Origin of the sequence: Herbaspirillum camelliae (assembly GCF_001929405.1) — a bacterium.
Lineage (GTDB): Bacteria > Pseudomonadota > Gammaproteobacteria > Burkholderiales > Burkholderiaceae_D > Herbaspirillum > Herbaspirillum seropedicae.
Genome location: NZ_KV880769.1, coordinates 2737405 through 2761799, shown reverse-complemented (window position 1 = coordinate 2761799; position 24395 = coordinate 2737405). Strand labels below are relative to the sequence as shown.

General features: G+C 63.4%; 25 protein-coding genes, 1 tRNA gene, 1 other RNA gene and 1 riboswitch. Of the genes, 21 read left to right on the top strand and 6 right to left on the bottom strand.

Going from position 1 to position 24395, the window contains the following annotated elements; all coding sequences use genetic code 11:
• The first annotated feature begins 5 nt into the window (after nucleotides 1-5).
• The 4 genes from BGK68_RS12295 (at nucleotide 6) to BGK68_RS12280 (ending at nucleotide 4584) form a co-directional block, all read left to right on the top strand.
• The gene (locus BGK68_RS12295; RefSeq protein WP_075257327.1) at nucleotides 6-1043 is read left to right on the top strand and encodes an HD domain-containing phosphohydrolase; all 1038 of its coding nucleotides are present in this window, start codon (nucleotides 6-8) and stop codon (nucleotides 1041-1043) included.
• Complete coding sequence (locus BGK68_RS12290; protein WP_075257326.1) at nucleotides 1044-1997, top strand: HDOD domain-containing protein; 954 nt, start codon at nucleotides 1044-1046, stop codon at nucleotides 1995-1997.
• Between the two features lie 153 nt (nucleotides 1998-2150).
• Nucleotides 2151-2765 (top strand): response regulator transcription factor, encoded by a 615-nt coding sequence (locus BGK68_RS12285; RefSeq protein WP_075257325.1) that lies wholly within the window; start codon nucleotides 2151-2153, stop codon nucleotides 2763-2765.
• Between the two features lie 4 nt (nucleotides 2766-2769).
• Complete coding sequence (locus BGK68_RS12280; RefSeq protein WP_075259804.1) at nucleotides 2770-4584, top strand: ATP-binding response regulator; 1815 nt, start codon at nucleotides 2770-2772, stop codon at nucleotides 4582-4584.
• Between the two features lie 22 nt (nucleotides 4585-4606).
• On the opposite strand, the gene tgt is transcribed toward BGK68_RS12280, so the two are convergent.
• The gene (tgt, locus tag BGK68_RS12275; RefSeq protein ID WP_075257324.1) at nucleotides 4607-5737 is read right to left on the bottom strand and encodes a tRNA guanosine(34) transglycosylase Tgt; all 1131 of its coding nucleotides are present in this window, start codon (nucleotides 5735-5737) and stop codon (nucleotides 4607-4609) included.
• Between the two features lie 29 nt (nucleotides 5738-5766).
• Entirely contained in the window at nucleotides 5767-6783 is a 1017-nt protein-coding gene (gene queA, locus BGK68_RS12270) for a tRNA preQ1(34) S-adenosylmethionine ribosyltransferase-isomerase QueA (RefSeq protein WP_075257323.1), read from the bottom strand.
• Nucleotides 6784-6993: 210 nt separating this feature from the next.
• Between queA and recG the strand changes: the two genes are divergently transcribed.
• From recG to ssrS, 5 genes are all read left to right on the top strand, one after another.
• Entirely contained in the window at nucleotides 6994-9114 is a 2121-nt protein-coding gene (gene recG, locus BGK68_RS12265; RefSeq protein ID WP_075257322.1) for an ATP-dependent DNA helicase RecG, read from the top strand.
• A 263-nt stretch (nucleotides 9115-9377) separates the two neighbouring features.
• Nucleotides 9378-10073 carry a tRNA-uridine aminocarboxypropyltransferase gene (locus BGK68_RS12260; protein WP_075257321.1) on the top strand — a complete coding sequence of 232 codons (696 nt, stop codon included), beginning with the start codon at nucleotides 9378-9380 and terminating at the stop codon, nucleotides 10071-10073.
• 178 nt (nucleotides 10074-10251) lie between these two features.
• Nucleotides 10252-10482, top strand: coding sequence for a DUF904 domain-containing protein (locus BGK68_RS12255; RefSeq protein ID WP_075257320.1), 231 nt, complete (start codon nucleotides 10252-10254; stop codon nucleotides 10480-10482).
• The gene (locus BGK68_RS12250; protein ID WP_013233247.1) at nucleotides 10479-10796 is read left to right on the top strand and encodes a cell division protein ZapA; all 318 of its coding nucleotides are present in this window, start codon (nucleotides 10479-10481) and stop codon (nucleotides 10794-10796) included. Before BGK68_RS12255 ends, BGK68_RS12250 begins: the two co-directional genes overlap by 4 nt.
• A gap of 151 nt (nucleotides 10797-10947) precedes the next feature.
• Nucleotides 10948-11124: non-coding RNA, 6S RNA (gene ssrS / locus BGK68_RS12245), on the top strand.
• Nucleotides 11125-11213: 89 nt separating this feature from the next.
• On the opposite strand, the gene nrdR is transcribed toward ssrS, so the two are convergent.
• Nucleotides 11214-11693 carry a transcriptional regulator NrdR gene (nrdR, locus tag BGK68_RS12240; RefSeq protein ID WP_075257319.1) on the bottom strand — a complete coding sequence of 160 codons (480 nt, stop codon included), beginning with the start codon at nucleotides 11691-11693 and terminating at the stop codon, nucleotides 11214-11216.
• A gap of 269 nt (nucleotides 11694-11962) precedes the next feature.
• The gene (glyA, locus tag BGK68_RS12235) at nucleotides 11963-13207 is read right to left on the bottom strand and encodes a serine hydroxymethyltransferase (protein ID WP_075257318.1); all 1245 of its coding nucleotides are present in this window, start codon (nucleotides 13205-13207) and stop codon (nucleotides 11963-11965) included.
• A 140-nt stretch (nucleotides 13208-13347) separates the two neighbouring features.
• Nucleotides 13348-13447: riboswitch (ZMP/ZTP riboswitch) on the bottom strand.
• Between the two features lie 197 nt (nucleotides 13448-13644).
• Here glyA and BGK68_RS12230 point away from each other — a divergent pair.
• The 12 genes from BGK68_RS12230 (at nucleotide 13645) to BGK68_RS12175 (ending at nucleotide 22824) form a co-directional block, all read left to right on the top strand.
• A complete protein-coding gene (locus tag BGK68_RS12230; protein ID WP_013233244.1) occupies nucleotides 13645-14397 on the top strand; it encodes an SDR family oxidoreductase in 753 nt (250 codons plus the stop codon).
• Nucleotides 14398-14599: 202 nt separating this feature from the next.
• Nucleotides 14600-15034 (top strand): tol-pal system-associated acyl-CoA thioesterase, encoded by a 435-nt coding sequence (ybgC, locus tag BGK68_RS12225; protein WP_075257317.1) that lies wholly within the window; start codon nucleotides 14600-14602, stop codon nucleotides 15032-15034.
• A gap of 212 nt (nucleotides 15035-15246) precedes the next feature.
• Nucleotides 15247-15951 (top strand): protein TolQ, encoded by a 705-nt coding sequence (tolQ, locus tag BGK68_RS12220; protein WP_013233242.1) that lies wholly within the window; start codon nucleotides 15247-15249, stop codon nucleotides 15949-15951.
• The gene (locus tag BGK68_RS12215) at nucleotides 15951-16385 is read left to right on the top strand and encodes an ExbD/TolR family protein (protein WP_013233241.1); all 435 of its coding nucleotides are present in this window, start codon (nucleotides 15951-15953) and stop codon (nucleotides 16383-16385) included. The genes tolQ and BGK68_RS12215 overlap by 1 nt, the downstream gene beginning before the upstream one ends.
• Before the next feature lie 17 nt (nucleotides 16386-16402).
• Nucleotides 16403-17365 (top strand): cell envelope integrity protein TolA, encoded by a 963-nt coding sequence (tolA, locus tag BGK68_RS12210; RefSeq protein ID WP_075257316.1) that lies wholly within the window; start codon nucleotides 16403-16405, stop codon nucleotides 17363-17365.
• A 3-nt stretch (nucleotides 17366-17368) separates the two neighbouring features.
• The gene (gene tolB / locus BGK68_RS12205) at nucleotides 17369-18655 is read left to right on the top strand and encodes a Tol-Pal system beta propeller repeat protein TolB (RefSeq protein ID WP_075257315.1); all 1287 of its coding nucleotides are present in this window, start codon (nucleotides 17369-17371) and stop codon (nucleotides 18653-18655) included.
• A gap of 56 nt (nucleotides 18656-18711) precedes the next feature.
• The gene (gene pal / locus BGK68_RS12200) at nucleotides 18712-19233 is read left to right on the top strand and encodes a peptidoglycan-associated lipoprotein Pal (RefSeq protein ID WP_075257314.1); all 522 of its coding nucleotides are present in this window, start codon (nucleotides 18712-18714) and stop codon (nucleotides 19231-19233) included.
• Nucleotides 19234-19238: 5 nt separating this feature from the next.
• On the top strand, nucleotides 19239-19994 hold the full coding sequence (gene ybgF / locus BGK68_RS12195; protein ID WP_013233238.1) for a tol-pal system protein YbgF: 756 nt from the start codon (nucleotides 19239-19241) through the stop codon (nucleotides 19992-19994).
• A gap of 104 nt (nucleotides 19995-20098) precedes the next feature.
• A tRNA-Lys gene (locus tag BGK68_RS12190) sits at nucleotides 20099-20174 on the top strand.
• Between the two features lie 319 nt (nucleotides 20175-20493).
• Nucleotides 20494-21678, top strand: a complete 1185-nt coding sequence (locus BGK68_RS12185; protein WP_075257313.1) for a hypothetical protein — start codon at nucleotides 20494-20496, stop codon at nucleotides 21676-21678.
• A 203-nt stretch (nucleotides 21679-21881) separates the two neighbouring features.
• A complete protein-coding gene (locus BGK68_RS12180; protein ID WP_075257312.1) occupies nucleotides 21882-22337 on the top strand; it encodes a hypothetical protein in 456 nt (151 codons plus the stop codon).
• A 106-nt stretch (nucleotides 22338-22443) separates the two neighbouring features.
• Nucleotides 22444-22824, top strand: a complete 381-nt coding sequence (locus tag BGK68_RS12175) for a DUF423 domain-containing protein (RefSeq protein ID WP_075257311.1) — start codon at nucleotides 22444-22446, stop codon at nucleotides 22822-22824.
• A gap of 6 nt (nucleotides 22825-22830) precedes the next feature.
• Here BGK68_RS12175 and BGK68_RS12170 read toward each other — a convergent pair whose 3' ends face one another.
• Both BGK68_RS12170 and BGK68_RS12165 read right to left on the bottom strand, forming a co-directional pair.
• The gene (locus BGK68_RS12170) at nucleotides 22831-23520 is read right to left on the bottom strand and encodes a methyl-accepting chemotaxis protein (RefSeq protein WP_075257310.1); all 690 of its coding nucleotides are present in this window, start codon (nucleotides 23518-23520) and stop codon (nucleotides 22831-22833) included.
• Nucleotides 23521-23577: 57 nt separating this feature from the next.
• A complete protein-coding gene (locus tag BGK68_RS12165; protein WP_069375450.1) occupies nucleotides 23578-24390 on the bottom strand; it encodes an ABC transporter ATP-binding protein in 813 nt (270 codons plus the stop codon).
• Nucleotides 24391-24395: the final 5 nt, after the last annotated feature.

Sequence of the window (24395 nt, the reverse complement as noted above, 5' to 3'; positions counted from 1 at the left end):
GCAATATGAACATCCTGATCGTGGATGACGACAAGACCAATCTGTCCCTGTTCTCGCACATGCTGGGGCAAGTGCCGCAGACCCGCATCAGCACCTGTGCAGATGCGCGCCAGGCCCTGGACTGGTGCCAGGAACATGCGCCGGACCTGATCCTGCTGGACTACATGATGCCCGGCATGGATGGACTGGATTTCCTCTCGCGCTTTCGCACCATGCCCGGGCAGGAAATGACGCCGGTCATCATGATCACCGCCGACATGGGCCTGCAGGTGCGCCATACCGCCCTGCAGATGAGCGCCAACGATTTCCTTTCCAAACCGGTCAACCGGGTGGAGCTGCTGGCGCGGGTCAAGAACATGCTGGCCATGCGCAGGTCGCAACTGGCCATGAGCCAGAAGATCGACAGCCTCTCCGAACAGGTGGACCAGCAGGTCCGCCACAGCGACACGCTGGCGCTGGACTCGGTGGACCTGCTCGCGCGCGCGGCCGGCTATCGTGATCCAGAAACGGGCGAACACCTCACGCGCATGGCCAACTACGCCAGGATCATCGCCGCCCGGATGGGCCTGGACCGCCAGGAGCAGGAATTGCTGCTCAATGCCGCGCCCATGCACGACATCGGAAAGATGGGCATCCCCGACCACATCCTGCTCAAGCCGGGCCGCCTCGACGAGGAAGAGCTCAAGCTCATGCGCATGCATGCGCGCATCGACGCCGACATCCTGGTGGCCAGTCCCTCGCCGCTGCTGCAGACGGCCTCGCAGATCGCCCTCACCCACCACGAAAAATGGGATGGCAGCGGCTATCCCAATGGCCTCAAGGGTGAACAGATCCCGCTCTACGGCCGCATCGTCGCAGTGGCTGACGTGTTCGACGCCCTGACCTCGTCACGTCCCTACAAGGCCGGCTGGAGCCTGGAGCGGGCCTCGCAGTACCTGCGCGAGCATAGCGGCGCCCATTTCGACCCACGTTGCGTGGAAGCCTTCTTCGCCGGGTGGGAAGAGGTGCTGGAGATTTTCAATCGCTACCAGGAAGGCAAGTGAATGCTGACCTTCATCGAACCGACCCTGTTTGACAAGCTGCGCAGCGCCCAGGCCCTGCCGTCGCCGGGCGGTGTGCGCCTGACCATCATGCAGCTGTGCACCCAGGACAATCCGGACATGGCCGAACTGATCCATCTGGTGCAGGCCGATCCAGCACTGTCGGGGCGCATCATCCGCATCGTCAACGTGCTCAATGCCCAGCGGGCGCGGCCGATTGCCTCGGTGAGCATGGACAGCCTCCTGCTGGTCGGCCTGCAGGCGGTGCGCCAGCTGGCGCTGGCGTTGTCGCTGGCCGAAACCCGGGCGCCGGCCTCCTGCGCCAACTTCAGCCTGCCCACCTTCTGGGCGCAGAGCTTTGCCATGGCCTGCAGCGCCCAGGCTGTCACCGGCCAGCTCCGCGTCGCGCCGCTGGGGGAAATGTTCACCACCGGCCTGCTGGCCAACATCGGCAAGCTCACCCTGGCCTCGGCGCAACCGAGCGGCTACTCGGCGCTGCTTACCCGCGCCCTGGATGCGCCGGCCCGCCTGGCCATGGAACAGTCGCTGTTCGGCTTCAACCATCTCAACATCGCCGCCGCACTGATGCAGGACTGGAAGATTCCGGACCTCTTCTGCGACGCCGTGCTGCACTATGAAACACCCGTGGACATCGGCGACATCGCCGCCACGCGCCAGGACGAGATCGTCTGGACCCTGCATCTGGCGCAGGCCATGGCTGAGCTGGGCTGCGGCCCGGCGCAGCAGGCCCCGGCGGCGCTGGCCCGGGCCGGGACCGCACTGGCGCAGTTGCAGCTGGCGCCGCACGATCTGCTGGTGCTGTACCAGCAGGCCGGCCAGGATTGGCAGGAGTGGACGCAGACCATGCACATCGCCGGGACCTCGCCCTGGCAGGCGCTGGACGCACCGTCCCTTGAGACGCTCCGTCAGCGCGCCCAAGGCGGCGCTCCCTGCTGAGCCCGCTGCTTCAAACACGGCAGCTGCGCCAGATCATGCGAGGCCGCTGGCCGCTGGCCGCTGCCAGCCGACATTAAGGCGTAGAATCGCGGCATAAAAATCCCCAACACTACCGGCAGTCCGTTACAACGACTGTGGGAGGATGCCTTGCCGATGTCGACGCCTCATCTCCTGATCATTGATGATCACGCCCTGTTCCGCAGCGGCCTGCGCCTGGTGCTGCAAAACAGCCTGCCGCAGGCGCGCCTGTCCGAAGCAGCCTCGCTGGAAGAGGCGCTGCACCTGCAAGGCGAAGCGGAAGACGCGCCCACCCTGCTGTTGATCGATATCCAGTTGGGCGGGCTCAACGGCCTCGAAGGCATGGCTGTGCTGGCGCGCAAATGGCCGGGCGTGCCGGCCATCATCCTGTCGGCCGACGACACCGACCATACGGTTCGCCAGGCGCTCCAGCGCGGCGCATCGGCCTTCGTCTCCAAGGCGGCCACGACAGAACACATCATGGCCGTGATCGCCAAGGTCGGCGGTGGGCTCACGCCCTGCCCGAACCAGCGCGGCGACCAGCCCGATGACAAGGCCCAGTTCACGCCACGCCAGTACGAGGTGCTGGGGCTGCTGAGCCAGGGCCTGACCAACAAGGCCATCGGGCGGCGGCTGAACCTGTCGGAAAACACCATTCGCGGCCATGTCCAGGCCATCCTCCTGGCGCTGGACGTGGACAACCGCGCCGAAGCGGCCTTTGCAGCGCGCCGGCGCGGCCTGGTCAGTTGAGGCCATGGACGCGTCCTCCCCGCCCCGTCCCGGCACCCTTGCGCCAGACGCCGTGGCGCACCAGATCCAGGTGGAACAGATCCGGCTGCTGTGCGGCAACCTGGGCAGCTCGGTGGTGCCCGGCATCCTGGTGGCGCTGCTGATCGTCTACGCCCTGGGCGAGCGCGCAGGACTGTGGCCGCTCCTGGCCTGGGCCGGCGGCGTGATCGTCTCCAAGCTGATCGATTTTGCCGATGCCCGCCGCATACTGGCCATGACCATCACACCGCAGCAGATCGGCGCGGTGCGCCGCCGGCTCATGCTGCTGCATGGCCTGGACGGCGCGGCCTGGGGCGCGCTGGCGGCGGTGGCCCTGGACACCGGCAGTCCCGGCGGCAGCATCCTGGCCATCGGCGTGCTGGCCGGGGTGGCGGGCAACTCGATGTCCATCCTTTCGCCGGTGCTGCCGGTCTTCATTTCATTCTGCATCGTGGAACTGGGCATGCTGGCCGCCTGGGTATGGATCATGCACGATCCCTCGCTGCAGGTGCTCAGCGTGGCGGCCCTGCTCTACGTGGCTTCGCTGCTGGTGCAGGCGCGCAACAGCGCGCGCGCAGCCCAGGCGGCCATCACGCTGCGCTATGAAAATACCGAACTGATCCGCCGGCTCCAGCATGAATCCGAAAGGACCCAGCAGGCACTGGCCCAGGCCGAGCAGGCCAATGCGGCCAAGTCCAAGTTCCTGGCGGCAGCCAGCCACGACCTGCGCCAGCCTATCCACGCGCAAGGCCTGTTTCTGGAAGTGCTCAACACGACGCCGCTGGACCCCATGCAGCGCGAGGTGGTCGCCAAGCTGCGCCGCGCGGCCGACAACTGCGCCGACATGCTGCATACCTTGCTGGATTATTCGCGCATCGAAGCCGGGGTGGTGGAGCCGCAGGTCACCCGCTTCAGGGTACAGGCGCTGGTCAACCGCATCAGCCAGGAAATGGCGGCGCAGGCCGAAGCCAAGGGGCTGGTGTTTCGCTGCCGTGAGAGCGCAGCGGTGGTCAGCGCCGACGCCTCGCTGACCGAGCTGATCCTGCGCAACCTGGTCTCCAACGCCATCCGCTATACCGACCACGGCGGCATTCTCGTGGCCTGCCGCCAGCGCGGTGCCCAGGCCTGGCTGGAGGTCTGGGATACCGGGGTGGGCATTTCCCCGGCCCAGCAGCAAGAGATCTTTGAAGAGTTCCGCCAGTTGGGCAATCCCGAACGGGACCATCGCAAGGGTCTCGGGCTGGGACTGGCGATCGCCCAGGGGCTGGCGCGCCTGCAGGGGCTCACGCTAAGCGTGCAGTCGGTCCCGGGACGTGGCAGCGTGTTCCGTCTGACGCTGCCGCTGGCGCGCCAGGACGACTCCTCCCTGGCGGCCGCCTTGCGGCCGCTACCGCCGCCGGTGCGGCATGATCTGCAGGGCTTGCGGGTCTTGCTGATCGACGATGACCAGCGCGTGCGCGAGAGCATGGCGCAACTGCTGGAACACTGGGGCTGCCGCTGTCACTGCGCGGAGTCGCTGGAACAGGCCGAGGCGCTGGCGCAGCAACATCTGCCCGAACTGGTCATCAGCGATTACCGGCTGCGCCAGCACAGCAACGGCACCGACGCCATCGCCGCCGTGCGCCGCGTGCTGGGCAAGCCGGTCAGCGCCCTGCTCATCACCGGCGACACCGCGCCGGCGCGGCTGCGCGAGGCAGCCGAGAGCGGCATTCCGATGCTGCACAAGCCGGTTGCGCCGGCGCAATTGTGGGCGCAGTTGCAGCGCCTGTCAGGGCAGGCCCGGCAGGCCCACCCCCGTTAGCGCTAGCGCCAGCTGCCCCTCATCAGTCCACGCCGCGGGCGCGGTCTTCCTTGAATTTCTTCACGAAGTCCTGGAAGGTGCCGGCGTCGATGGCGTCGCGCATCTCCTGCATCAGTTGCAGGTAGTAGTGCAGGTTGTGGACGGTATTCATGCGCGCACCCAGGATTTCGCCAGCGCGATGCAGGTGATGCAGGTAGGCCCGCGAGAAGTTCTTGCAGGCGTAGCAGTCGCAGCTCTCGTCGAAGGGACGGTCATCGTTCTTGTACTTGGCGTTCTTGATCTTGACGTCGCCGTAGCGGGTGAAGATCCAGCCGTTGCGGGCATTGCGGGTGGGCATGACGCAATCGAACATGTCCACACCATTGGCCACGCCTTCGACCAGGTCTTCCGGCGTGCCCACCCCCATCAGGTAGTGCGGCTTGTTGGCCGGCAGGCGCGGGCCGACGTGCTCCAGCACGCGCATCATGTCTTCCTTGGGCTCGCCTACCGACAGCCCGCCGATGGCGAAACCGTCGAAGCCCAGTTCTTCCAGCCCGGCCAGAGACTCATCGCGCAGGCCTTCGAACATGCCGCCCTGGACGATGCCGAAGAGCGCGTTCGGATTCTCGCCACGATCGAATTCATCCTTGGAACGCTTGGCCCAGCGCAGTGACATGCGCATGGACTTGCCGGCTTCTTCGCGGGTGGCGGGGCGGCCATCGATCTCGTAGGGGGTGCATTCGTCGAATTGCATGACGATGTCGGAATTGAGCACGCGCTGGATCTGCATGGAGATTTCCGGTGAGAGGAACAGGCGGTCGCCGTTGATGGGCGAGGCGAAATGCACGCCCTCTTCGGTGATCTTGCGCATCTCTCCCAGCGAAAATACCTGGAATCCGCCGGAGTCGGTCAGGATGGGCTTGTCCCAGCCGATGAACTTGTGCAGGCCGCCGAACCTGCTGACCACTTCCAGACCGGGGCGCAGCCACAGGTGGAAGGTATTGCCGAGGATGATCTGGGCGTTGATCTCCTTCAGTTCCAGCGGCGACATGGCCTTGACCGAACCATAGGTGCCCACCGGCATGAAGATGGGCGTCTCGACGGTGCCGTGGTTCAGTTTGACGCGGCCGCGGCGGGCCTTTCCGTCGGTTTTCAGCAGGGTGAATTCCAGCATGGTGCTCTCGGGTTTCTTGTTCAGGTTTCTCAGGTACGGGTCAGCAGCATGGCGTCGCCATAGCTGAAGAAACGATATTTCTGTGCAATCGCGTGCGCATAGGCGGCGCGGATGTGTTCATAGCCAGCAAAGGCCGACACCAGCATCAGCAAGGTCGACTTGGGCAGGTGGAAGTTCGTCACCAGTTGGTCCACGGTCTTGAAGGTGTAGCCGGGGGTGATGAAGAGCTGGGTATCGTCGCTGCCGGCCTTGAGCTGGCCACTCTGCGAGCCCGACTCCAGCGCACGCATGCTGGTGGTGCCCACCGCGATCACGCGGCGGCCAGCCGCCTTGGTGGCGCGCACGGCCTCCACTGTTTGCGGCGGGATGGTGTACCACTCGCTATGCATCTTGTGCTGCGACAGGTCTTCCACCCGCACCGGCTGGAAGGTGCCGGCGCCCACGTGCAGGGTCACGAAGGCCTGCTGCACGCCCCGTGCGGCCAGTTGCTCCAGCAAGGCCTGGTCGAAGTGCAGGCCGGCGGTGGGGGCGGCCACTGCGCCGGGCTCCTTGGCGTAGACGGTCTGGTAGCGCGTCTCGTCGTAGGCGTCGGCCTCGTGGTCGATGTAGGGTGGCAGGGGCAGGCTGCCGTATTGCTCCAGCAGCGCGAAGGCATCCTCGGGGAAATGCAGCGTATAGAACTCGCCAAAGCGTTCGCCGACGGTCACGTCGAAGGCATCGGCCAGGCGGATGCGGCTGCCGGGTGGCGGCGACTTGGAGGCGCGCACCTGGGCATGTACGGTGCGCGGATCGAGGATGCGCTCGACCAACGCCTCGATCTTGCCCCCGGTTTCCTTCACGCCGAACAGGCGCGCCTTGATCACGCGGGTATCGTTGAAGACCAGCAGGTCGCCGGCCTGCAGCAGATCGACGATGTCGGAAAAGCGGCGGTCGGTCAGTTGCGCACCCTGTACCTGCAACAGGCGCGAGGCGCTGCGCTCGGCCAGCGGAGTCTGGGCAATCAGCTCGGGAGGGAGCTCGAAATCGAAGTCGGAAAGAGAGTACATGCGTGCAAAATATGGATGGAGGCGATGCGCGGCGGCGCTCGTGGCGCTGCGCCAGGGCGCTTCCCGGGCAAGAAGTGTCGCCGGCGGGATTGATACTGTAAATATTCACAGTAAAATAGCGTAACCCGCTATTTTACGCTGTCTGCGCGTTTTTCCCATATGCGCGTGCGACTAGTCACAATGGCTCCTTGTCCAACCAACGCCGACCGCATGCCCGCTACCGCGAAGAAAACCAGCCCGCCGGCCTCGAAGAAAAAGGCCGCCTCCGCCGCCAAGCCGGCCGCCAAGTCGGCTACAAAGCCCGAAAACAAGCTGGCCAAGCTGGGCCTGCACAATGACATGGACCTGGTGCTGCACCTGCCGCTGCGCTATGAGGATGAAACCACCCTCATGAGCATCGCCGATGCGTCGATGCGGGGCTTGCAGACCGTGCAGGTGGAAGGCGTGGTGAGCTCCTGCGAGGTGCAGTTCCGCCCGCGGCGGCAGTTGATCGTGACGGTGGGCGACGACAGTGGCCAGCTCACCCTGCGCTTCCTCAACTTCTACGGCAGCCAGACCAAGCAAATGGCCGAAGGCACGCGGCTGCGGGTGCGCGGGGAATTGCGGCACGGCTTTTTCGGCGCGGAGATGGTCCATCCCTCCTACAAGGTGGTCAACGAGGGGGCGCCGCTGCCGGAGGTCCTCACGCCCGTCTATCCGGCCGGCGAAGGCCTGTCCCAGGCCTATCTGCGCAAGGCCATCGCCAATGCCATGAGCCGGCTGGACTGGAGCGACACGCTGCCGCCCTCCATGCTGGCCACACTGAACCTGGCCGCCTTCGAGCCTTCGGTCCGCTTGTTGCACAACCCGCCGCCGGACGTGGATGAACACGCGCTCATCGAGAAATCCCACCCGGCCTGGATACGGATGAAATTCGACGAGCTGCTGGCCCAGCAGCTCTCGCTCAAGCGCGCCCAGGCCGCGCGCCGGGCCAAGAGCTCGCGCGCGCTGCCGGTGACGGGACGCATCACCGAGGAACTGACCAAGGTCCTGCCCTTCCAGCTGACAGGCGCCCAGCAGCGCGTACTGGAAGAGATCCGCGCCGACCTGCGCCAGTCGTTCCCGATGCAGCGCCTGCTGCAGGGCGATGTGGGCAGCGGCAAGACGGTGGTGGCCGCGCTGGCGGCGGCGCAGGCCATCGACAGCGGCTGCCAGGCGGTGCTGATGGCGCCCACTGAAATCCTGGCCGAACAGCATTTCCGCAAGATCGCTGCCTGGATGGAGCCGCTCGATATTGGCGTGGCCTGGCTCTCCGGGAGCCAGAAGAAAAAGGAAAAGACCGAGGCGCTGGCGCACATCGAATCCGGCGCGGCAAGGCTGGTCATCGGCACCCACGCGCTGATCCAGGACACGGTGCAATTCGAGAACCTGGGGCTGGTGATCGTGGACGAGCAACACCGCTTCGGCGTCGGCCAGCGGCTGGCCTTGCGCAACAAGAGCTTCAACCCGGCCGATCGCGACTCGCCGGCAGTGCCGCACCAGTTGATGATGTCGGCCACGCCCATCCCGCGCACCCTGGCCATGACCTATTACGCCGACCTGGAAGTGTCGGTGATCGACGAACTGCCGCCAGGCCGCTCGCCCATCGTCACGCGCGTGATCGACCAGAACCGCCGGGATGAGGTGATCGAACGAGTCCATGCCGCCGCGCTGGAAGGCAAGCAGATCTACTGGGTCTGCCCGCTCATCGAGGAATCCGAGGCACTGCAGTTGCAGACCGCCACCGACACCCATGCGGCGCTGTCGGCCGCCCTGCCCGACCTGCAGATCGGCCTGGTGCATGGCCGCATGAAGCCGGTGGAAAAACAGATGGTCATGGAAGGCTTCAGCCGGGGCGCCATTCATCTGCTGGTGGCCACCACGGTCATCGAGGTCGGCGTGGATGTGCCCAATGCATCGCTGATGGTGATCGAGCATGCCGAACGTTTCGGCCTGTCGCAGCTGCACCAGTTGCGCGGGCGGGTGGGACGGGGATCGGCGGCCAGCGTGTGCCTGCTGCTCTACCAGGGGCCGCTGGGCGGCACGGCCAAGCAGCGCCTGGCCACCATGCGCGAAACCACCGACGGCTTCGAGATCGCCCGGCGCGACCTGGACATCCGCGGTCCTGGCGAATTCCTCGGCGCGCGCCAGTCGGGTGAAGCCATGCTGCGCTTCGCCGACCTGGCCACCGACCAGTGGCTGGTGGAAAAGGCGCGCGATACGGCCCAGGCGCTGCTCCAGCATGCCCCGGACATCGTTGACCGCCACCTGGCCCGCTGGCTCGGAGGACGGGAAGATTTTCTCAAGGTGTAAGGCGGGTTATGCGTCAACAAAGCCTTACAGCTTGTATCAAACGATTGACGGCGACAAGGGCCGCCCTTCACTATGGTTAAAATTGCATTTCAATATCACCAAAAATCGAGAGTATCTTCGCTTAATGTCGATTGACGTCGAACGATGCAGGGATCAATCTAGCCTACCGAGATGAACTGTCGTGCCGGTGGCCTGAAAAGCGCAAATACGGGCTCGCCGGCAGCAAGATGAACCATTGCGCACCCTAAAGAAGGCCCATCATTTTGGTTTCCCCGCTCGATCAACACGCTCAACCCGCGTCCCGCAGACTGCTTTGCCCGATCTGCCAGCGCGCCATGACGGCTTGCATCTGCCACTGGACCTCGCCCATCGACCATGCGTTCGACGTGCTGATCCTGCAGCACCCCCTGGAAGTGGGCAATGCCAAGAACAGCGTGCGTCTGCTGCACCTGAGCCTGCCGGCCAGCAAGCTGGTGGTCGGCTCGGTCTTCGACACGGACGAACTGGAGGCGCTGCTGCATGGCCCTTCCCGGCTGCGCAACGTCAGCCCCAGCGAGAAGGTCCATCCGGTGCTGCTCTACACGGACGACGCCAGCACCCCGTCCACCACTTATTTCGACGCGCGCACGATGAAGGTCGAAGGGCAGGAGGAATTCCAGCGCATCCGCCTGGTAATCCTCGATGGCACCTGGCGCAAGAGCCGCAAGATGCTCTTCGACAATCCCATCCTGCAAACCCTGCCGCGCCTGGTGCTGGCGGACACGCCGGCCTCGCGCTACACCATCCGCAAATCGCACAAGCCCGAGCAGCTCTCGACGCTGGAAGCCGTAGGCTATGCATTGATGCAACTGGAGCGCAACAGCGAGAAATACCACCCGCTGCTGACCGCCTTCGACAACTTCGTGCTGCAGCAGGGCTATATGCGCCTGCATGGTCAGGCAGTGCGCCGGGGCGAGTGAGAGGCAGCGCGTCAACATCCGGGAGGAACCAATGCAGCTGACCGTGGACCAAGCTCTTCCGGCCGGCCCTGGCGTCCGTTCTTGTTCTGGGCGCGGTGCAATGGGCTTATAATTGAAGATTGCTGACCACACCGATAAGGCCGGTCAGCACAATTCCCATCCTGCGAACATTCAACACATGAGTTCCGAATTCCTGCAACTGGCTGAAAAAGTCTCCCAGCTAGCCCAACTGGCGCAACGCCTGCGCGAGGAAAACGCCGAGCTGCGCCGGAAAGTCAAAGGGCTTTCCGAAGACAACGCCACGCTCAACAACCGCGTGGACGAAGCCTATCGGCGCGTCTCTGCGGTCCTGGCGCAATTGCCGGTGGCCGAGGAAGAAGCGGCGCCCGCCAATGAGGAGGCCGCATGAGCACCATCCAGATCCAGGCCATGATCATGGGCCAGTCCTATACCCTGGCCTGCCAGGAGGGCGAACAGGCCGCCCTGCACCACGCCGTCGCCTATCTCGACCAGAAGATGCGCGCCATCCGCGATGCCGGGCGCATCAAGGGCACCGACCGCATTGCCGTGATGGCGGGCCTGGGCATCGCCGCCGAGTTGCTGAGCATGCAACGCAATGAAGGTCCGTTCGCCGGCATGACCCTGGCACAGTGGCAGCAGCAGATCGCCACCATCACCGAGGTGGTCGATCAGGCGCTTGCTCCACAGGAAAAACTGTTCTGACCCATCAGGGACATCCGGTGTCGGTGACGCAAAATGGCTGCTCTGGGCAGCCATTTTTTCATGCTCGGACGTGCAGGAAAAACTGGTTACAAAATCCTCGGGAAAAAATTCACACAGGCCTTGGTTCGTGGCGGCGAATGCGTTAGACTTCGTACTCCTGCCGTGTTCGCGATTGCCATATATTCCTTGAACCATTTACGAGCATAGGTTGTGGGATCGTTTGATGGGCGTGATCGTCGCTAGTCCGATGAACCCGAAATTGAACTACTGCAACCAACTTGAACCGTCAGGTTCAGGATGCCGGCACAGCGGCACAGGCGGGGCTTGATTCAAGAAAAACGGCTGCATATGCAGCCGTTTTTTTATGCCTGCGCACCCACAAGGGCGCGCCTCTCTCATTGCCGGGTTCAGCGCGAGTTAATCGTCGCGTCGCTTGACGCCCTTGCGCTCCTGCCCTACTTCGGCGATGGCGTCCTGGAATTCGGCGACGTCCTCGAAACTCTTGTACACCGAGGCAAAGCGGATATAGGCGATCTTGTCCAGGCGCTTCAGTTCGCGCATGACCAATTCGCCGATCTGCCCCGACATCACTTCCCGTTCACCACTCTGCAGCAGCTTGTCCTGGATGCTCTGGATCGCCATGTCCACCGCCTCGGCGGACACCGGGCGCTTGCGCAAGGCCAGCATGAGGCTGCCGCGCAGCTTGGCCGGATCGAACTCGGTACGGCTGCCATTCTTCTTGACGATCACCGGCAAGGTCAGCTCGATGCGCTCATAGGTGGTGAAGCGCTTGTCGCAATTGCCGCAGCGGCGGCGACGACGGATCGAATGGCCGTCTTCGGACAGGCGCGTGTCCAGCACCGGGGTGTCTTCGTGATTGCAGAATGGGCACTTCATGGCGGCGATAAATCCCTTGGACTAGACAAAGAGGGCGGCGCCCTCGCACTTCGTGACGGGCTGATCAGATCAGGCATGACCAGATACGCCCTGCCGGCAGCAGCACCGGGGTAGGCACGATGACAGCAACGCGCCGGTCAATCCAGTGTACCGAGAGGCAGATACGCGAAGGCGCCCGCAACAACGGGCGCCTTCCGGTAATACATCGAGCTGCCCGGGCAAGCTGGCGCGACGACACTGCGCCGGCCTGCCTGGACTCAGGCCGGGATTCAGCCGTAGACCGGGAAAGCGTCGGTCAGCTGCTTCACCTCGGCCTTGACGCGCTCGATGGTGGCCGCGTCATGCGGGTTGTCCAGCACGTCGGCGATGAGGTTACCGACCTTCTCGGCTTCGGCTTCCTTGAAACCACGGGTGGTCATGGCCGGGCTGCCCAGGCGGATGCCCGAGGTCACGAACGGCTTTTCCGGATCGTTGGGGATGCCGTTCTTGTTGCAGGTCATGTGGGCCGAACCCAGGATGGCTTCGGCTTCCTTGCCGGTCAGGCCCTTGGGGCGCAGGTCCACCAGCATCACGTGCGACTCGGTGCCGCCGGAGACGATGCGCAGACCACGCTTGATCAGGGTCTTGGCCAGCACGTCGGCGTTCTTCACCACTTGCTGCTGATAGGCCTTGAATTCCGGCGAAGCCGCTTCCTTGAAGGCCACGGCCTTGGCAGCGATGACGTGCATCAGCGGCCCCCCCTGGATACCGGGGAAGATGGCCGAGTTGATGGCCTTCTCGTGCTCGGCCTTCATCAGGATCACACCACCGCGCGGGCCGCGCAGGGACTTGTGGGTGGTCGAGGTGACGAAGTCGGCGAAGGGCACCGGGTTCGGATAGACGCCAGCGGCGATCAGGCCGGCGTAGTGGGCCATGTCGACCATGAAGTAGGCGCCGACTTCCTTGGCGATCTTGGCGAAACGCTCGAAGTCGATGCGCAGCGAGTAAGCCGAGGCGCCAGCGATGATCAGCTTGGGCTTCTTCTCACGGGCCAGGCGTTCCATGGCGTCGTAGTCGATCTCTTCCTTGTCGTTCAGGCCGTAGGAAACCACGTTGAACCACTTGCCCGACATGTTCAGCGCCATGCCGTGGGTCAGGTGGCCGCCTTCTGCCAGCGACATGCCCATGATGGTGTCGCCCGGCTTCAACATGGCGAAGAACACGCCCTGGTTGGCCTGGGAGCCAGAGTTCGGCTGCACGTTGGCGGCTTCGGCGCCGAACAGGGCCTTCAAGCGGTCGATGGCCAGCTGCTCGGCCACGTCCACGTATTCGCAGCCGCCGTAGTAGCGCTTGCCCGGATAGCCTTCGGCGTACTTGTTGGTCAGTTGCGAACCTTGCGCTTCCATGACGGCCGGCGAGGTGTAGTTTTCAGAAGCGATCAGCTCGATGTGATCCTGCTGGCGTGCGTTTTCCTTCTGGATGGCAGACCACAGGTCGGGATCGACTTTCGCGAGAGTCTGGTTCTTGTCAAACATGGTATTTCTCCAAATTGATGAGCTGCGGCCGAAGATCGCGTCACCGGCAAGATGCGGACATGCCGGTAGCTCGACTTCCGAAATCGAATGAGGGCCAGAAAATAGAATGGGATTGCGGGCAGCCTCAGTCGTACTGTCCATTCGGCTGCCCAGGCGCACGGCTGTTGAAATCTCACGCTTCCCGATGGATCCCCATCTTGGCCGGCTTTCGCCGGCGTTTCGCCAGTCACGTGAGACGAAATGGTCAGCGCATTGTAGTGAAACGAGGCGATTTGGGCAAGAACCCCGCTGCTCCTGACAACACCCCGCAATGCCAGCCAAGCAAGCAGAAAAAGCGAGCCCGCCCTCGTAAAAAGTGGCTTTGGGCTACAATTCCCTCTTCTTTCCGGCAGCGCCGGTTCCACGCCACATCGCCACACCAACAGGAGATTGAAGAGATGGTCGTCTTGATTACAGGAGCAACCGCAGGCTTCGGCGCCGCCATGGCGCGCAAATTCGCCGGCAATGGCCACAAGGTGATTGCCGCCGGCCGCCGCAAGGAGCGTCTGGACGACCTGGTCAAGGAGCTGGGCGCCGACAAGGTGCTGCCGCTGGTGCTGGACGTGACCAGCAAATCCTCCATCGAGACCGGCCTGGCCAGCCTCACCGGCGCCTGGAAGGAAGTGGATGTCCTGATCAACAATGCCGGCCTGGCGCTGGGCCTGGGCCCGGCCCACGAAGTGGCGCTGTCGGACTGGGAAACCATGATCGACACCAACGTCAAGGGCCTGGTCACCATCACCCACGCCCTGCTGCCGGACATGGTCAAGCGCGGCCGCGGCACCATCATCAACCTGGGTTCGGTGGCTGGCGCCTACCCGTATCCGGGCGGCAACGTCTACGGCGCGACCAAGGCCTTCGTTGACCAGTTCACCCTGAACCTGCGCGCCGACCTGGTCGGCACCGGCGTGCGCGCCACCAACCTGGCCCCCGGCCTGTGCGGCGGCACCGAGTTCTCCAACGTGCGCTTCAAGGGCGACGACGGCGCAGCGGCCAAGGTCTACGAAGGCACCACGCCCCTGACGGCAGACGATATCGCCGAAGCGGCCTTCTGGGTCGCCACCATGCCGGCCCATGTGAACATCAACTACATGGAGCTGATGCCGACCTGCCAGGGCTTCAGCCCCTTCAACATCAAGCGCAAACAATAAGGGATGAGGTAGAATGGCGTTTTGCCGGAGCCGCCACGGTGCCGCAGGAACGCCTCTTCTGCCCTTTCCTGCTTTCCTGTTGACTGCCGCAAGAAGTCTGCGGTCGTCACGGGCGTGATTGCAATAGTGCAATATTGATTGATCCTTTTTCCTCTGTCTCCATTTCCGCTGCCACAGCAGATTTCCCAATAACAAGAAGCATATGAGTGCCGCCAGTAGTCCATTCGACTGGAAGATCCGGGTCTATTACGAAGATACAGATACCGGTGGCGTTGTCTTCTACGCCAATTACCTGAAGTTCTTCGAGCGTGCCCGCACCGAATGGCTGCGCTCCTTCGGCTTCCAGCAACAGCAGCTTGCCGCGACCACCGGCGCCATCTTCGTGGTCAAGAACACCAACGTCGAATACCTCTGGCCGGCCCGCCTGGACGATGAACTCCGCCTGACCGTCGTGGTCGAAAAACTTCGAAACGCTTCCATGGAATTCGTCCAGGAAGCCTGGCGCCTGCCGTCGGGGGATGGCGAACCCAGGCTGCTGGCCCGCGGCAGCATCACCGTCGTCTGCGTGGACCAGGCCACTTTCCGGCCACGCCCAATTCCTGACGAACTGCTGACTTGCATCAAGAAGACCACATGATGTCAACGGAAAAGCTCATCCGCGCCTTTATGGCTCAGAGATTCGCGCCTGCTCGCAGGCCCCTCTCGCCAGTTGGGACGATCTGCCGCAGGGAAAACTTCTGTCTGTATTTACCGTCTTTTGTTTCGTATCGCCCGCAGGCCCACTGAACAAAAGATTTTTAACTCTCGACTTTCCATCCAAACGCCGCCTCCAAGCCGCCACACTTTCCCATGAATGTCACACAAGACCTGTCCTTCATTTCGCTGATCGCAAACGCGTCCGTCCTGGTGCAACTGGTGATGCTGCTGCTGCTGTCGGCCTCGATCATCAGCTGGACCTACATCTTCCGCAAGATGTTCACCATCCGCGCCGCCCGTGTGCAGACCGAGGAATTCGAGCGCGTCTTCTGGTCCGGCGGCAACCTCTCGGCGCTGTACCAGGACGCCCTGTCCAACCGCCGCAAGGCCGGTGGTGCCGGCGGCGCGCTGGAACGCATCTTCCAGGCCGGCATGGGTGAATTCACCAAGGCCAAGGCGTCGGTGGCGGCCCGTGGCGGCGCCGTCGATCCCAGCCTGCTGCTCGATGGCGCCCGCCGCGCCATGCGCGCGGCCTACCAGCGCGAAATGGATGCGCTGGAATCGCACCTGGCCTTCCTGGCTTCGGTCGGCTCGGTCTCGCCCTACGTGGGCCTGTTCGGCACCGTCTGGGGCATCATGAACGCCTTCCGCGGCCTGGCCAACGTGCAGCAAGCCACCCTGGCCGCCGTTGCGCCCGGCATTGCCGAAGCGCTGATCGCCACCGCCATTGGCCTGTTTGCCGCCATTCCGGCCGTGGTCGCCTACAACCGCTATTCGCACGACATCGATCGTCTGGCGATCCGCTTCGAAAGCTTCATCGAAGAGTTCTCCAACATCTTGCAACGTCAGGCACGCTAATGGCTGGGTCATCGATGCGCGGGGGCCGTCCCCGCAAGTTCAAGTCAGAAATCAACGTCGTGCCCTACATCGACGTGATGCTGGTGCTGCTGATCATCTTCATGGTGGCCACGCCCATCACCAACCCCAGCGTGATCAACCTGCCCACGGCGGGCAAGTCCACGCAACCGCCTTCGGACTATATCGAGATCGCCCTCAAGCCCAACAGCCAGGCCACCATCCGCATCAATGGCCCCAAGAGCGGCGGCAAGAAGGCCGAGACGGTGACCGGCAAGACCGACCTGTCGGAGCGCCTGCGCAAGCTGCACGATGACAATCCCGAGCTGGCCGTGATGATCTCGGCTGACAAGGACATCAAGTATGACGAGGTCGTGCAAGTGATCTCGGAAGCCAAGAAACAGGGCATTGCGCGGGTCGGCCTGGCCACCAAGTAAGCGCACACCCGAGTGATATGAGCGATAACGCACCCTACAACATCCCCAAGGCTCCCGGCCGCTGGCGCGCCATCACGCTGGCGCTGGTGATGCACGTGGCCTTGTTCCTGTTCTTCTGGATCGGCATCCGCTGGCAGAGCGAAACACCGCTGACGGTGGAAGCCGAGATCTGGGATCCGCAATACAAGGAAGCCGCGCCGCTGCCCACCCCGCCTGAGCCGGAACCGCAGCCCGTGGTCGAGCCGCCCAAGCCGCAACCGCAGCCGCAACCCGAACCCAAGCCTGTCCCACCCAAGGTGATCGACGAACCCAAGGTCGAGAAGCCCGATATCGCCTTGCAGAAGGAGAAGGAAAGGAAGCGCAAGGAAGAACAGGAAAAGCAGGAGAAACTGGAAAAGGAAAAAGCCGACAAGCTCAAGGCTGAAAAGGAAAAGGCCGAGAAGGAGAAGGCCGAGCGCGAGAAGAAGGAAAAGCTCGACGCCGACAAGCAGAAGAAGCTCAAGGAAGAGAAGCAGAAGGAAGACGAGGCCAAGAAGAAGGCCGACGCCGAGAAGCAGGCTGCCGACAAGAAGAAGCAGCAGCAGGCCGCCGCCGACGCCAAGGCCGCTGAAGCACGTCGCCAGGAAGACCTCAAACGCATGATGGGCCAGGCCACCAGCGCCACCGGCGGCACGGGCACGGCCGAGAAGTCGCAAGGTCCCAAGGGCAGCCCCAACTACGCCAACAAGTTGCGCGCCAAGATCCGCAGCAACACAGTCTTCGACAACAGCGGCGTGAGCGGAAACCCTGCCGGGGAGTACACTGTCGAACTGTTCCCGGACGGGACCGTGCGCAGCGTGCGCGTGAACAAGCCTTCGGGCGTACCCGGCTTTGATGAAGCGGTGCGTACGGCAGTCATGAAGTCGCAGCCGTTCCCGCCGGACACCGACAACAAGGTACCGTCCAGCTTCACTTTCACCCATTACCCGAAAGATCAGTAGACGATGATTAAAGCCCGTTACCTGACCAGCCTCGCCGCCACGGCCGCCGCCGTGGCCGGCTTGTCCTTCGCCCCGGCCTCGCAGGCGCAGATCCGCTTCGAGATCACCGGCGTGGGCGCCTCCCAGATTCCCATCGCCATCACCGCCTTCCCCGGTGAAGAGTCGGCGCCGCAACAGATCACCTCGGTGGTCAAGGCTGACCTGGCCAGAAGCGGTGTCTTCAAGCTCATCGACAATGGCGATGCGCTCTCGGACTCCTCGGCCGTCAACTATGCCGACTGGCAAAAGCGCGGCGCCAACGCCCTGGCCGTGGGCAGCGTCACACGCCTGGCCGATGGCCGCTTCGACGTGCGCTACCGCCTCTTCGACACGGTCCAGTCGAGCCAGCTCTCGGCCCTGTCCATCGGCGCCCAGCCGCAACTGCTGCGCCTGACCGCGCACAAGATCGCCGATGACATCTACCAGAAGTTGACCGGCATTCCCGGCATCTTCTCCACCCGCATCTCCTACGTGACCAAGTCCGGCGGCCAATACCGCCTGGAAGTGGCTGACGCCGACGGCGAAGGCACCCAGGTGGCGCTGCGCTCCGACGAGCCCATCATCTCGCCGTCCTGGTCGCCTGACGGCACCAAGGTCGCCTACGTCTCCTTCGAGATGAAGAAGCCGGTGGTCTACATCCAGAACCTGGTGACCCGCCAGCGCTCCATCGTGGCCAACTTCAAGGGCAGCAACTCCGCCCCGGCCTGGTCGCCGGATGGCTCGCGCCTGGCCGTGGCACTGACCCGCGATGGCCTCACCCAGGTCTACGTGATCAATGCCGACGGTTCCGGCCTGCGTCGCCTGACCAACAGCGCCGGCATCGATACCGAACCGCAATTCTCGCCCGATGGCGGCAGCATCTACTTCACCAGCGACCGCAGCGGCGGCCCGCAGGTGTACAAGGTCGGCCTGGATGGCGGCTCGCCCCAGCGCGTGACCTTCAACGGCAGCTACAACATCAGCCCGCGCATTTCGCCCGATGGCAAGACGCTGGCCTTCATCTCGCGTCGCGATGGCCAGTTCCAGCTGTATGCACTGGACCTGACCAATGGCCAGGAGATCCGCCTCTCCGACGGCAGCCGCGACCAGTCGCCCAGCTTTGCGCCTAATGGCAAATACATCATGTACGCGACGGAAGCAGGTCGTCGCGGATCCCTGGCCGTCGTCTCCGTCGATGGTCGCATCAAACAGCGTCTGACGACGCAGGCCGGCGATATCAGGGAGCCGACCTGGGGTCCGTTCATGAAATAAAGAAGTCCAACAAAACCATTCAGTATTGCTTTCATCACGACAAGGAGAAATCCAACATGCGCACTATCAGTACCTTCGCTCTCATCGTCTCCAGCGCTGTTCTGCTGGCAGCCTGCTCGTCGACCAAGCTGGACGACAAGGCCAACGCGCCCGTGCAGAACGGCGCCAGCAACAGCGGTGCAGACACCCGTGCCGTCAACACCGTGGACACCGGTTCGACCGATCCGCTGAACGACCCGCAAGGCGTGCTGGCCAAGCGTAGCGTGTACTTCGACTACGACAGCTACACCGTCAAGCCGGAATACCGTACCGTCATCGAGAACCACGCCAAGTACCTGGTGGCGCACAAGGATCGCAAGGTCGTCATCCAAGGCAACACCGACGATCGCGGCGGCGCGGAATACAACCTGGCCCTGGGTCAGAAGCGTGCTGAAGCCGTCCGCAAGGCCCTGGTGCTGCTGGGCGTGTCCGACGCACAGGTGGAAGCGGTTTCCTTCGGCAAGGAAAAGCCGAAGGCACTGGGCCAGGATGAAGCGTCCTACGCCGAGAACCGTCGCGCTGACATCGCTTACCAGTGATTGTCATGCATACCGCTTTCAAACTGAAATCGGTAACCGTGGCGGCCCTGCTGGCCGCCACGGCTTTCTTACCGCTTACCGCCCGTGCCGGCCTGTTTGATGATGACGAGGCGCGCAAGGCCATCCTGGACATCCGTTCCAAGATCGAAGCCCTGCAACGCGACGTCGCCAACAAGGCTGACAAGAACAGTGTCCTGACGCTTTCCGATCGCAACGACAACCTGCAATCGCAGATTGCGGCCCTGCGCGGCCAGATCGAAGTGTTGACCAACGAGATTACCAACGCCCAGCAACGTCAGAAGGATTTCTACGTCGACCTGGACGCGCGCCTGCGCAAGCTGGAGCCACAGCAGGTGCAAGTGGATGGCCAGACCGTGGCCGTGGGCGTTTCCGAACAGCAGGCCTATGACGCGGCCCTGTCGCAATTCAAGGGTGGCGACTACAAGGGAGCGGCCAATGCGTTTGCCGACTTCCTGAAGCGCTATCCACAGTCCGGCTACGCCCCTTCAGCGCAATACTGGCAAGGCAATTCCCTGTACGCCCAGCGCGACTACAAGGGCGCCATTGCCGCGCAGCAGGTGGTGGTGAAGAACTATCCGGACAATCCCAAGGCCGCTGACGCCCTGCTCAATATCGCCAGCTCGCAGGCTGAGCTGAAAGACAAGGCCGCCGCCAAGAAGACGCTGGAACAGTTGATCGCCAAGTATCCCAACACCCCTGCCGCGCAGACCGGCAAGGAACGGATGGCGTCGCTGAAGTAAGGGGCTGGCTGAGGCGCTGTCCGGGCGGGTGATGCGGGACAGTGATCACCATGCGCCTATGTGTTGACAGCGTCAATAGCATTTGCCTATAATAGCGGTCTTTCGGGTCGTTAGCTCAGTTGGTAGAGCAGCGGACTTTTAATCCGTTGGTCGCAGGTTCGAGTCCCGCACGGCCTACCAGAAATTCAGCAGTACATGAGAAGGGCTCCAGTTCGCTGGAGCCCTTTTTGTTTGCCCCTTTACCCTGCTATATCGTTGTTTTTGCGGCACTCAGCCCTCTAATGCAGCAGGCAGCAACACGACGCCCATCATGGTGCGCGGCCCCAGATACTGCAAAGAATTGCAAAACACGTTCTCATCCAGTAAGGGTTTGGCTTTCTATAAAGCAAGAATTTATCCGGGAGAGATCATCGTGCCAAAACCATCCACACGCTTCATTTTTGCGGCCTCAGTACTGACGACCAGTTTCAGCCTGCTAGCCCCGCCAGCCTCAGCGCAAATGGCTGAGAACACCCTGCGTGAATTCACCCGCTGCAACAGCAGCTTCTTCAGCGCCCTGGCCACCGATACAGCAACCCAGCAGGCGATAGGGCCTGTGGAACGCAAGGACGGTATCGCCTGGATCAAAGTCAAGGACCGCAAGAACGCTCCCGCCAACCAGGTCGATTTCAACCCGGCCATTACCGTCGGCGGCTTGAAGCTGCTCGGTTATTTCGATGAGATCAGCGATATGGAGGAGCTGGGCCACTATTACTACTGGGGCTTCGTCGTGGAAGGCAGCGTCGAAAACGTCATCGGCAATCTGCGCCCTCTGGTCAGCGACGCCGACCGGCTGCGCGGGAGCGGCTCGGACTATGCGCGTACCGAACTCAAGTCGGGCAACTCGGACTGGCGTGCCGTCCATACCGGGTCCGGCACGGTCCCTGCAGCCAATACCATCGAACGTGCCTTCATCGTGGAGCCCATGGAGAACAACAAGAACGCCACGCGTGTCTCCTGCTCCTTGCAAGGCAGCGTCAGCGCCCAGGTACTCAAGACCGAACGCCCCGATCTCGGGCCCGATGAGCTCCCTGCTCCGCCTCCCCCGCCGGCCGTTCTCGGCAAGCCACGCGCCAATGTCATCGCCGCCGTCGATGCCGCCGCGCCACAGGGTTCGGTCTGGCGTCCGCGCTTCAGCAAGATCATCACCATGCTCTCCTATGGGGGAAGCAAACCCTTCAAGACGATCATCGAAATCGACAACGTGGAGGGTCTCTTGCACGTCCGCGAGCACTACACCACCTCATCCTATGTGGAGCGTATCTCGCTGTCCGGCTTGGCCGAACTGGGCTCGCAGATCTACCTGAACAAGGCGCCCATGCCACCACTGGCAGCGACCGAACTCTCGCTGTCCTTGCCCGCCACCCTGGACCCCGGCCAGACCTTCAACGTACGCAGCAGCGTACAAAGAACAAACGACCCGAAAGCGAAACCGGTGACCATCAGCAAAACCTGCACGACGGGCGCAACAGTGCCTGCCAACCAGATTCACCGCTCCTTGCCTGGCAGCGCCACGACATTGACCTGCACACAAGAGGGCGGCACGCCAAGAGAATATGCCTTCCTGCAAGACCTGGGCCTGGCCCTCCTGACCAAGGAAGGCGATGCCCAGATCACCTATCCTGAATTCGCCCTGACCCGATAAGCGGGCAAATGAAAAACGCCCCCCATCCGTGCACGCGGCACAAGGGTGGGGGCGCCACCAATACCCTTGGCCAGCTGGAGCCGCGCACTTTGGCGCTCGTCCCAAAGGTACGGGCGGCAGTGATCCGCATCCCGATCCGATATACTGCTGCCTTCCCCCTACCCACCCGGAGCCCCAGCCCCAAGCCCGGCTCCACACAGACCATGTCCGAGCAAGCCCCCGAACCCCTCTTCCCCGAAGACGCCGTCGCTGGCGATACCATCCCCGCACCGCGTCCCTGGATCGTGCTGCAGAACGTACACGAGGTGGAAACCTGGATCGATACCTATAACCGCGAACTGCAAGCGGTGGTGTTCCGCCACAAGATCAATACCGTCAACGCCGGCCAGGGCATCTGCTTCACGCTGGAACTGGGCGGCGAGATCTATCTGCATACCACTCCTGAAGGCCAGATCCTGCTGGATGTGAGCGACGAAGCCTCCTGGGCTGCGCCGGTCATCAGCGCGGCGGCCAATGTGGCGGCGCCGGCGGGCAGCGTCTGGGTCCTGCCGCCCGATACGCTCACGCAACTGATCCTGGGCCTGTCGGGGCTGATCGCCAGCTCGCAGTTCGTGCTCAGGCACGAATACCGTCTCGGCAAGGCCTTGCGCGCTTACTGATCCCTTAACGAGCGCTGCCGCCCTCTCCTCTGATCGCCAGCCCCTGCGCCAGCCTGAACCTGGCTTCCGTGCCAACAGAAGCCGCTCCAACCCGGAAGGAAACACCATGAAAGAACGCACCCTGATCGCCCTGGGCGCATTGAACATGTTCATCGCCGTGGGCTGCGGCGCCTTCGGCGCGCATGGTCTGAAGAAAATGATTTCCGAAGAGATGCTGGCCATCTGGCATACCGCCGTGACCTACCAGGTCATGCACGCCCTGGGCATGATCGCGGTGGCCCTGCTGATGCCGCGCCTGGGCGGGGCGGCGCTGCGCTGGGCCGGTGTGCTGATGCTGGCGGGCATCGTTGTCTTCAGCGGCAGCCTCTACCTGCTGGCGCTGACCGGCACGCGCATCCTCGGCGCCATCACGCCCTTTGGCGGCGTGGGCTTCCTGACGGCGTGGCTGCTGGTGGCGTGGGCGGCGTGCAAGCAACCGGCGAAGTAAGCGTGCTTATGTCGCCGCGCCGCTCAGGGCTTGCTTGACCAGCTCGTCGATCTCGCCGGTGATGCTGGAGAGCACCCCGGCCACCACCGAGAATTCCTTGCCGGCCTGGCCGGAACGGGCTGCGACGATGCGGGCGTTGAAGGCCACCATCTTGGCTTCGCGGGCGATGGTCTCGATGTCGGTCATGATGCCGCGCAACTGGTGGCGCATCAGTTGCGCACGCTTCTTCGACTGTGCTTCATAGACCGCGGTGATCTCGTTGAGCACGGCCAGCAGCGGCGTGGTCTCCTGCACCAGTTCGGCCAGCAGGGTGGGCGCGCTCTTGAGCCTGTCTTCGATGGCGTTGAGCGTGCACTGCGCCAGTTCGGCGAAGGCAGTGATGCGGGCGTCACCGCCGCTGCGTCCAAAATAGACTTCCTCCAGCTCCGGACAGAACACCCCCGGCAAGTCCCCCGAGCGCTTGAGCAAGGCGCTGTGGGCGCCACGAAACAGCGCCAGCGCTTCGCGTGCAGTAGTGCAGGCCCCCGCCTGACCCTGTGCGGCCAGCACCGCATACAGCACCAGGCGCTGCGAAGTGAATCGGCGCCGTCCGGAAAGATTGATCAGGGCGCCAAAGACTTCGCCCGACAACGGGGCCGCTTCCGGCGTACTGCTGGCCTGCTCAGGCATGGCCTCGATCACGGCAGGGCTGGACATGACTTGCTCCTTCAGACTGACTTCGATTGCTTCTGGCATCAGACCACCGAGGACAACTCAGGCGGCCTCACGCGCCGGGTGTGCCTGCTTGCGGTAGAGGAATTCCAGCACGGCGGTGCGGTACTGGCCGTACTCCGGGTCCTGGGCCAGCACGACGCGATCACGCGGGCGCGCCAGCTTCACTTCCAGCACTTCACCGATGGTCGCGGCGGGGCCGTTGGTCATCATCACGATGCGATCCGACAGCAGCACCGCCTCATCCACATCGTGGGTCACCATGACCACGGTGGAGTCGGTCTTGGCCACGATCTTGAGCAATTCATCCTGCAGGTGCGCGCGGGTCAGCGCATCGAGGGCGCCGAAGGGTTCGTCCATCAGCAGCACCTTGGGCTCCATGGCCAGGGCGCGGGCGATGCCCACGCGCTGCTTCATGCCGCCGGAGATTTCATTGGGACGCTTGTTCTCGGCAGCGCTCAGGCCCACCAGCGCCAGCGCGGCGCGGGTGCGGTCGCGCAGCTGGGTGCGGTTTTCCGTGGCGCCGAAGACGCGCTCTACGCCGAGGTAGATGTTTTCATAGCAGGTCAGCCAGGGTAGCAGCGAATGGTTCTGGAACACCACCGCGCGCTCCGGGGCCGGGCCGCCGATCTCGCGGTTGGCGCACAGCAGTACGCCTTCGCTGGGTTTCAACAAACCTGCAATCAGGTTCAGCAGCGTTGACTTGCCGCAGCCGGAGTGGCCGATCAACGTGACGAACTCGCCCTTGGCGACCGTCAGGTTGATCTCGCGCAGCGCATGGAAGACGCCCTTCTTGGTGTGGAAGAGCATCTCCACGCCGTGGATGTCGATGAATTTGCCGTTGATGTTGTCCATGTCCA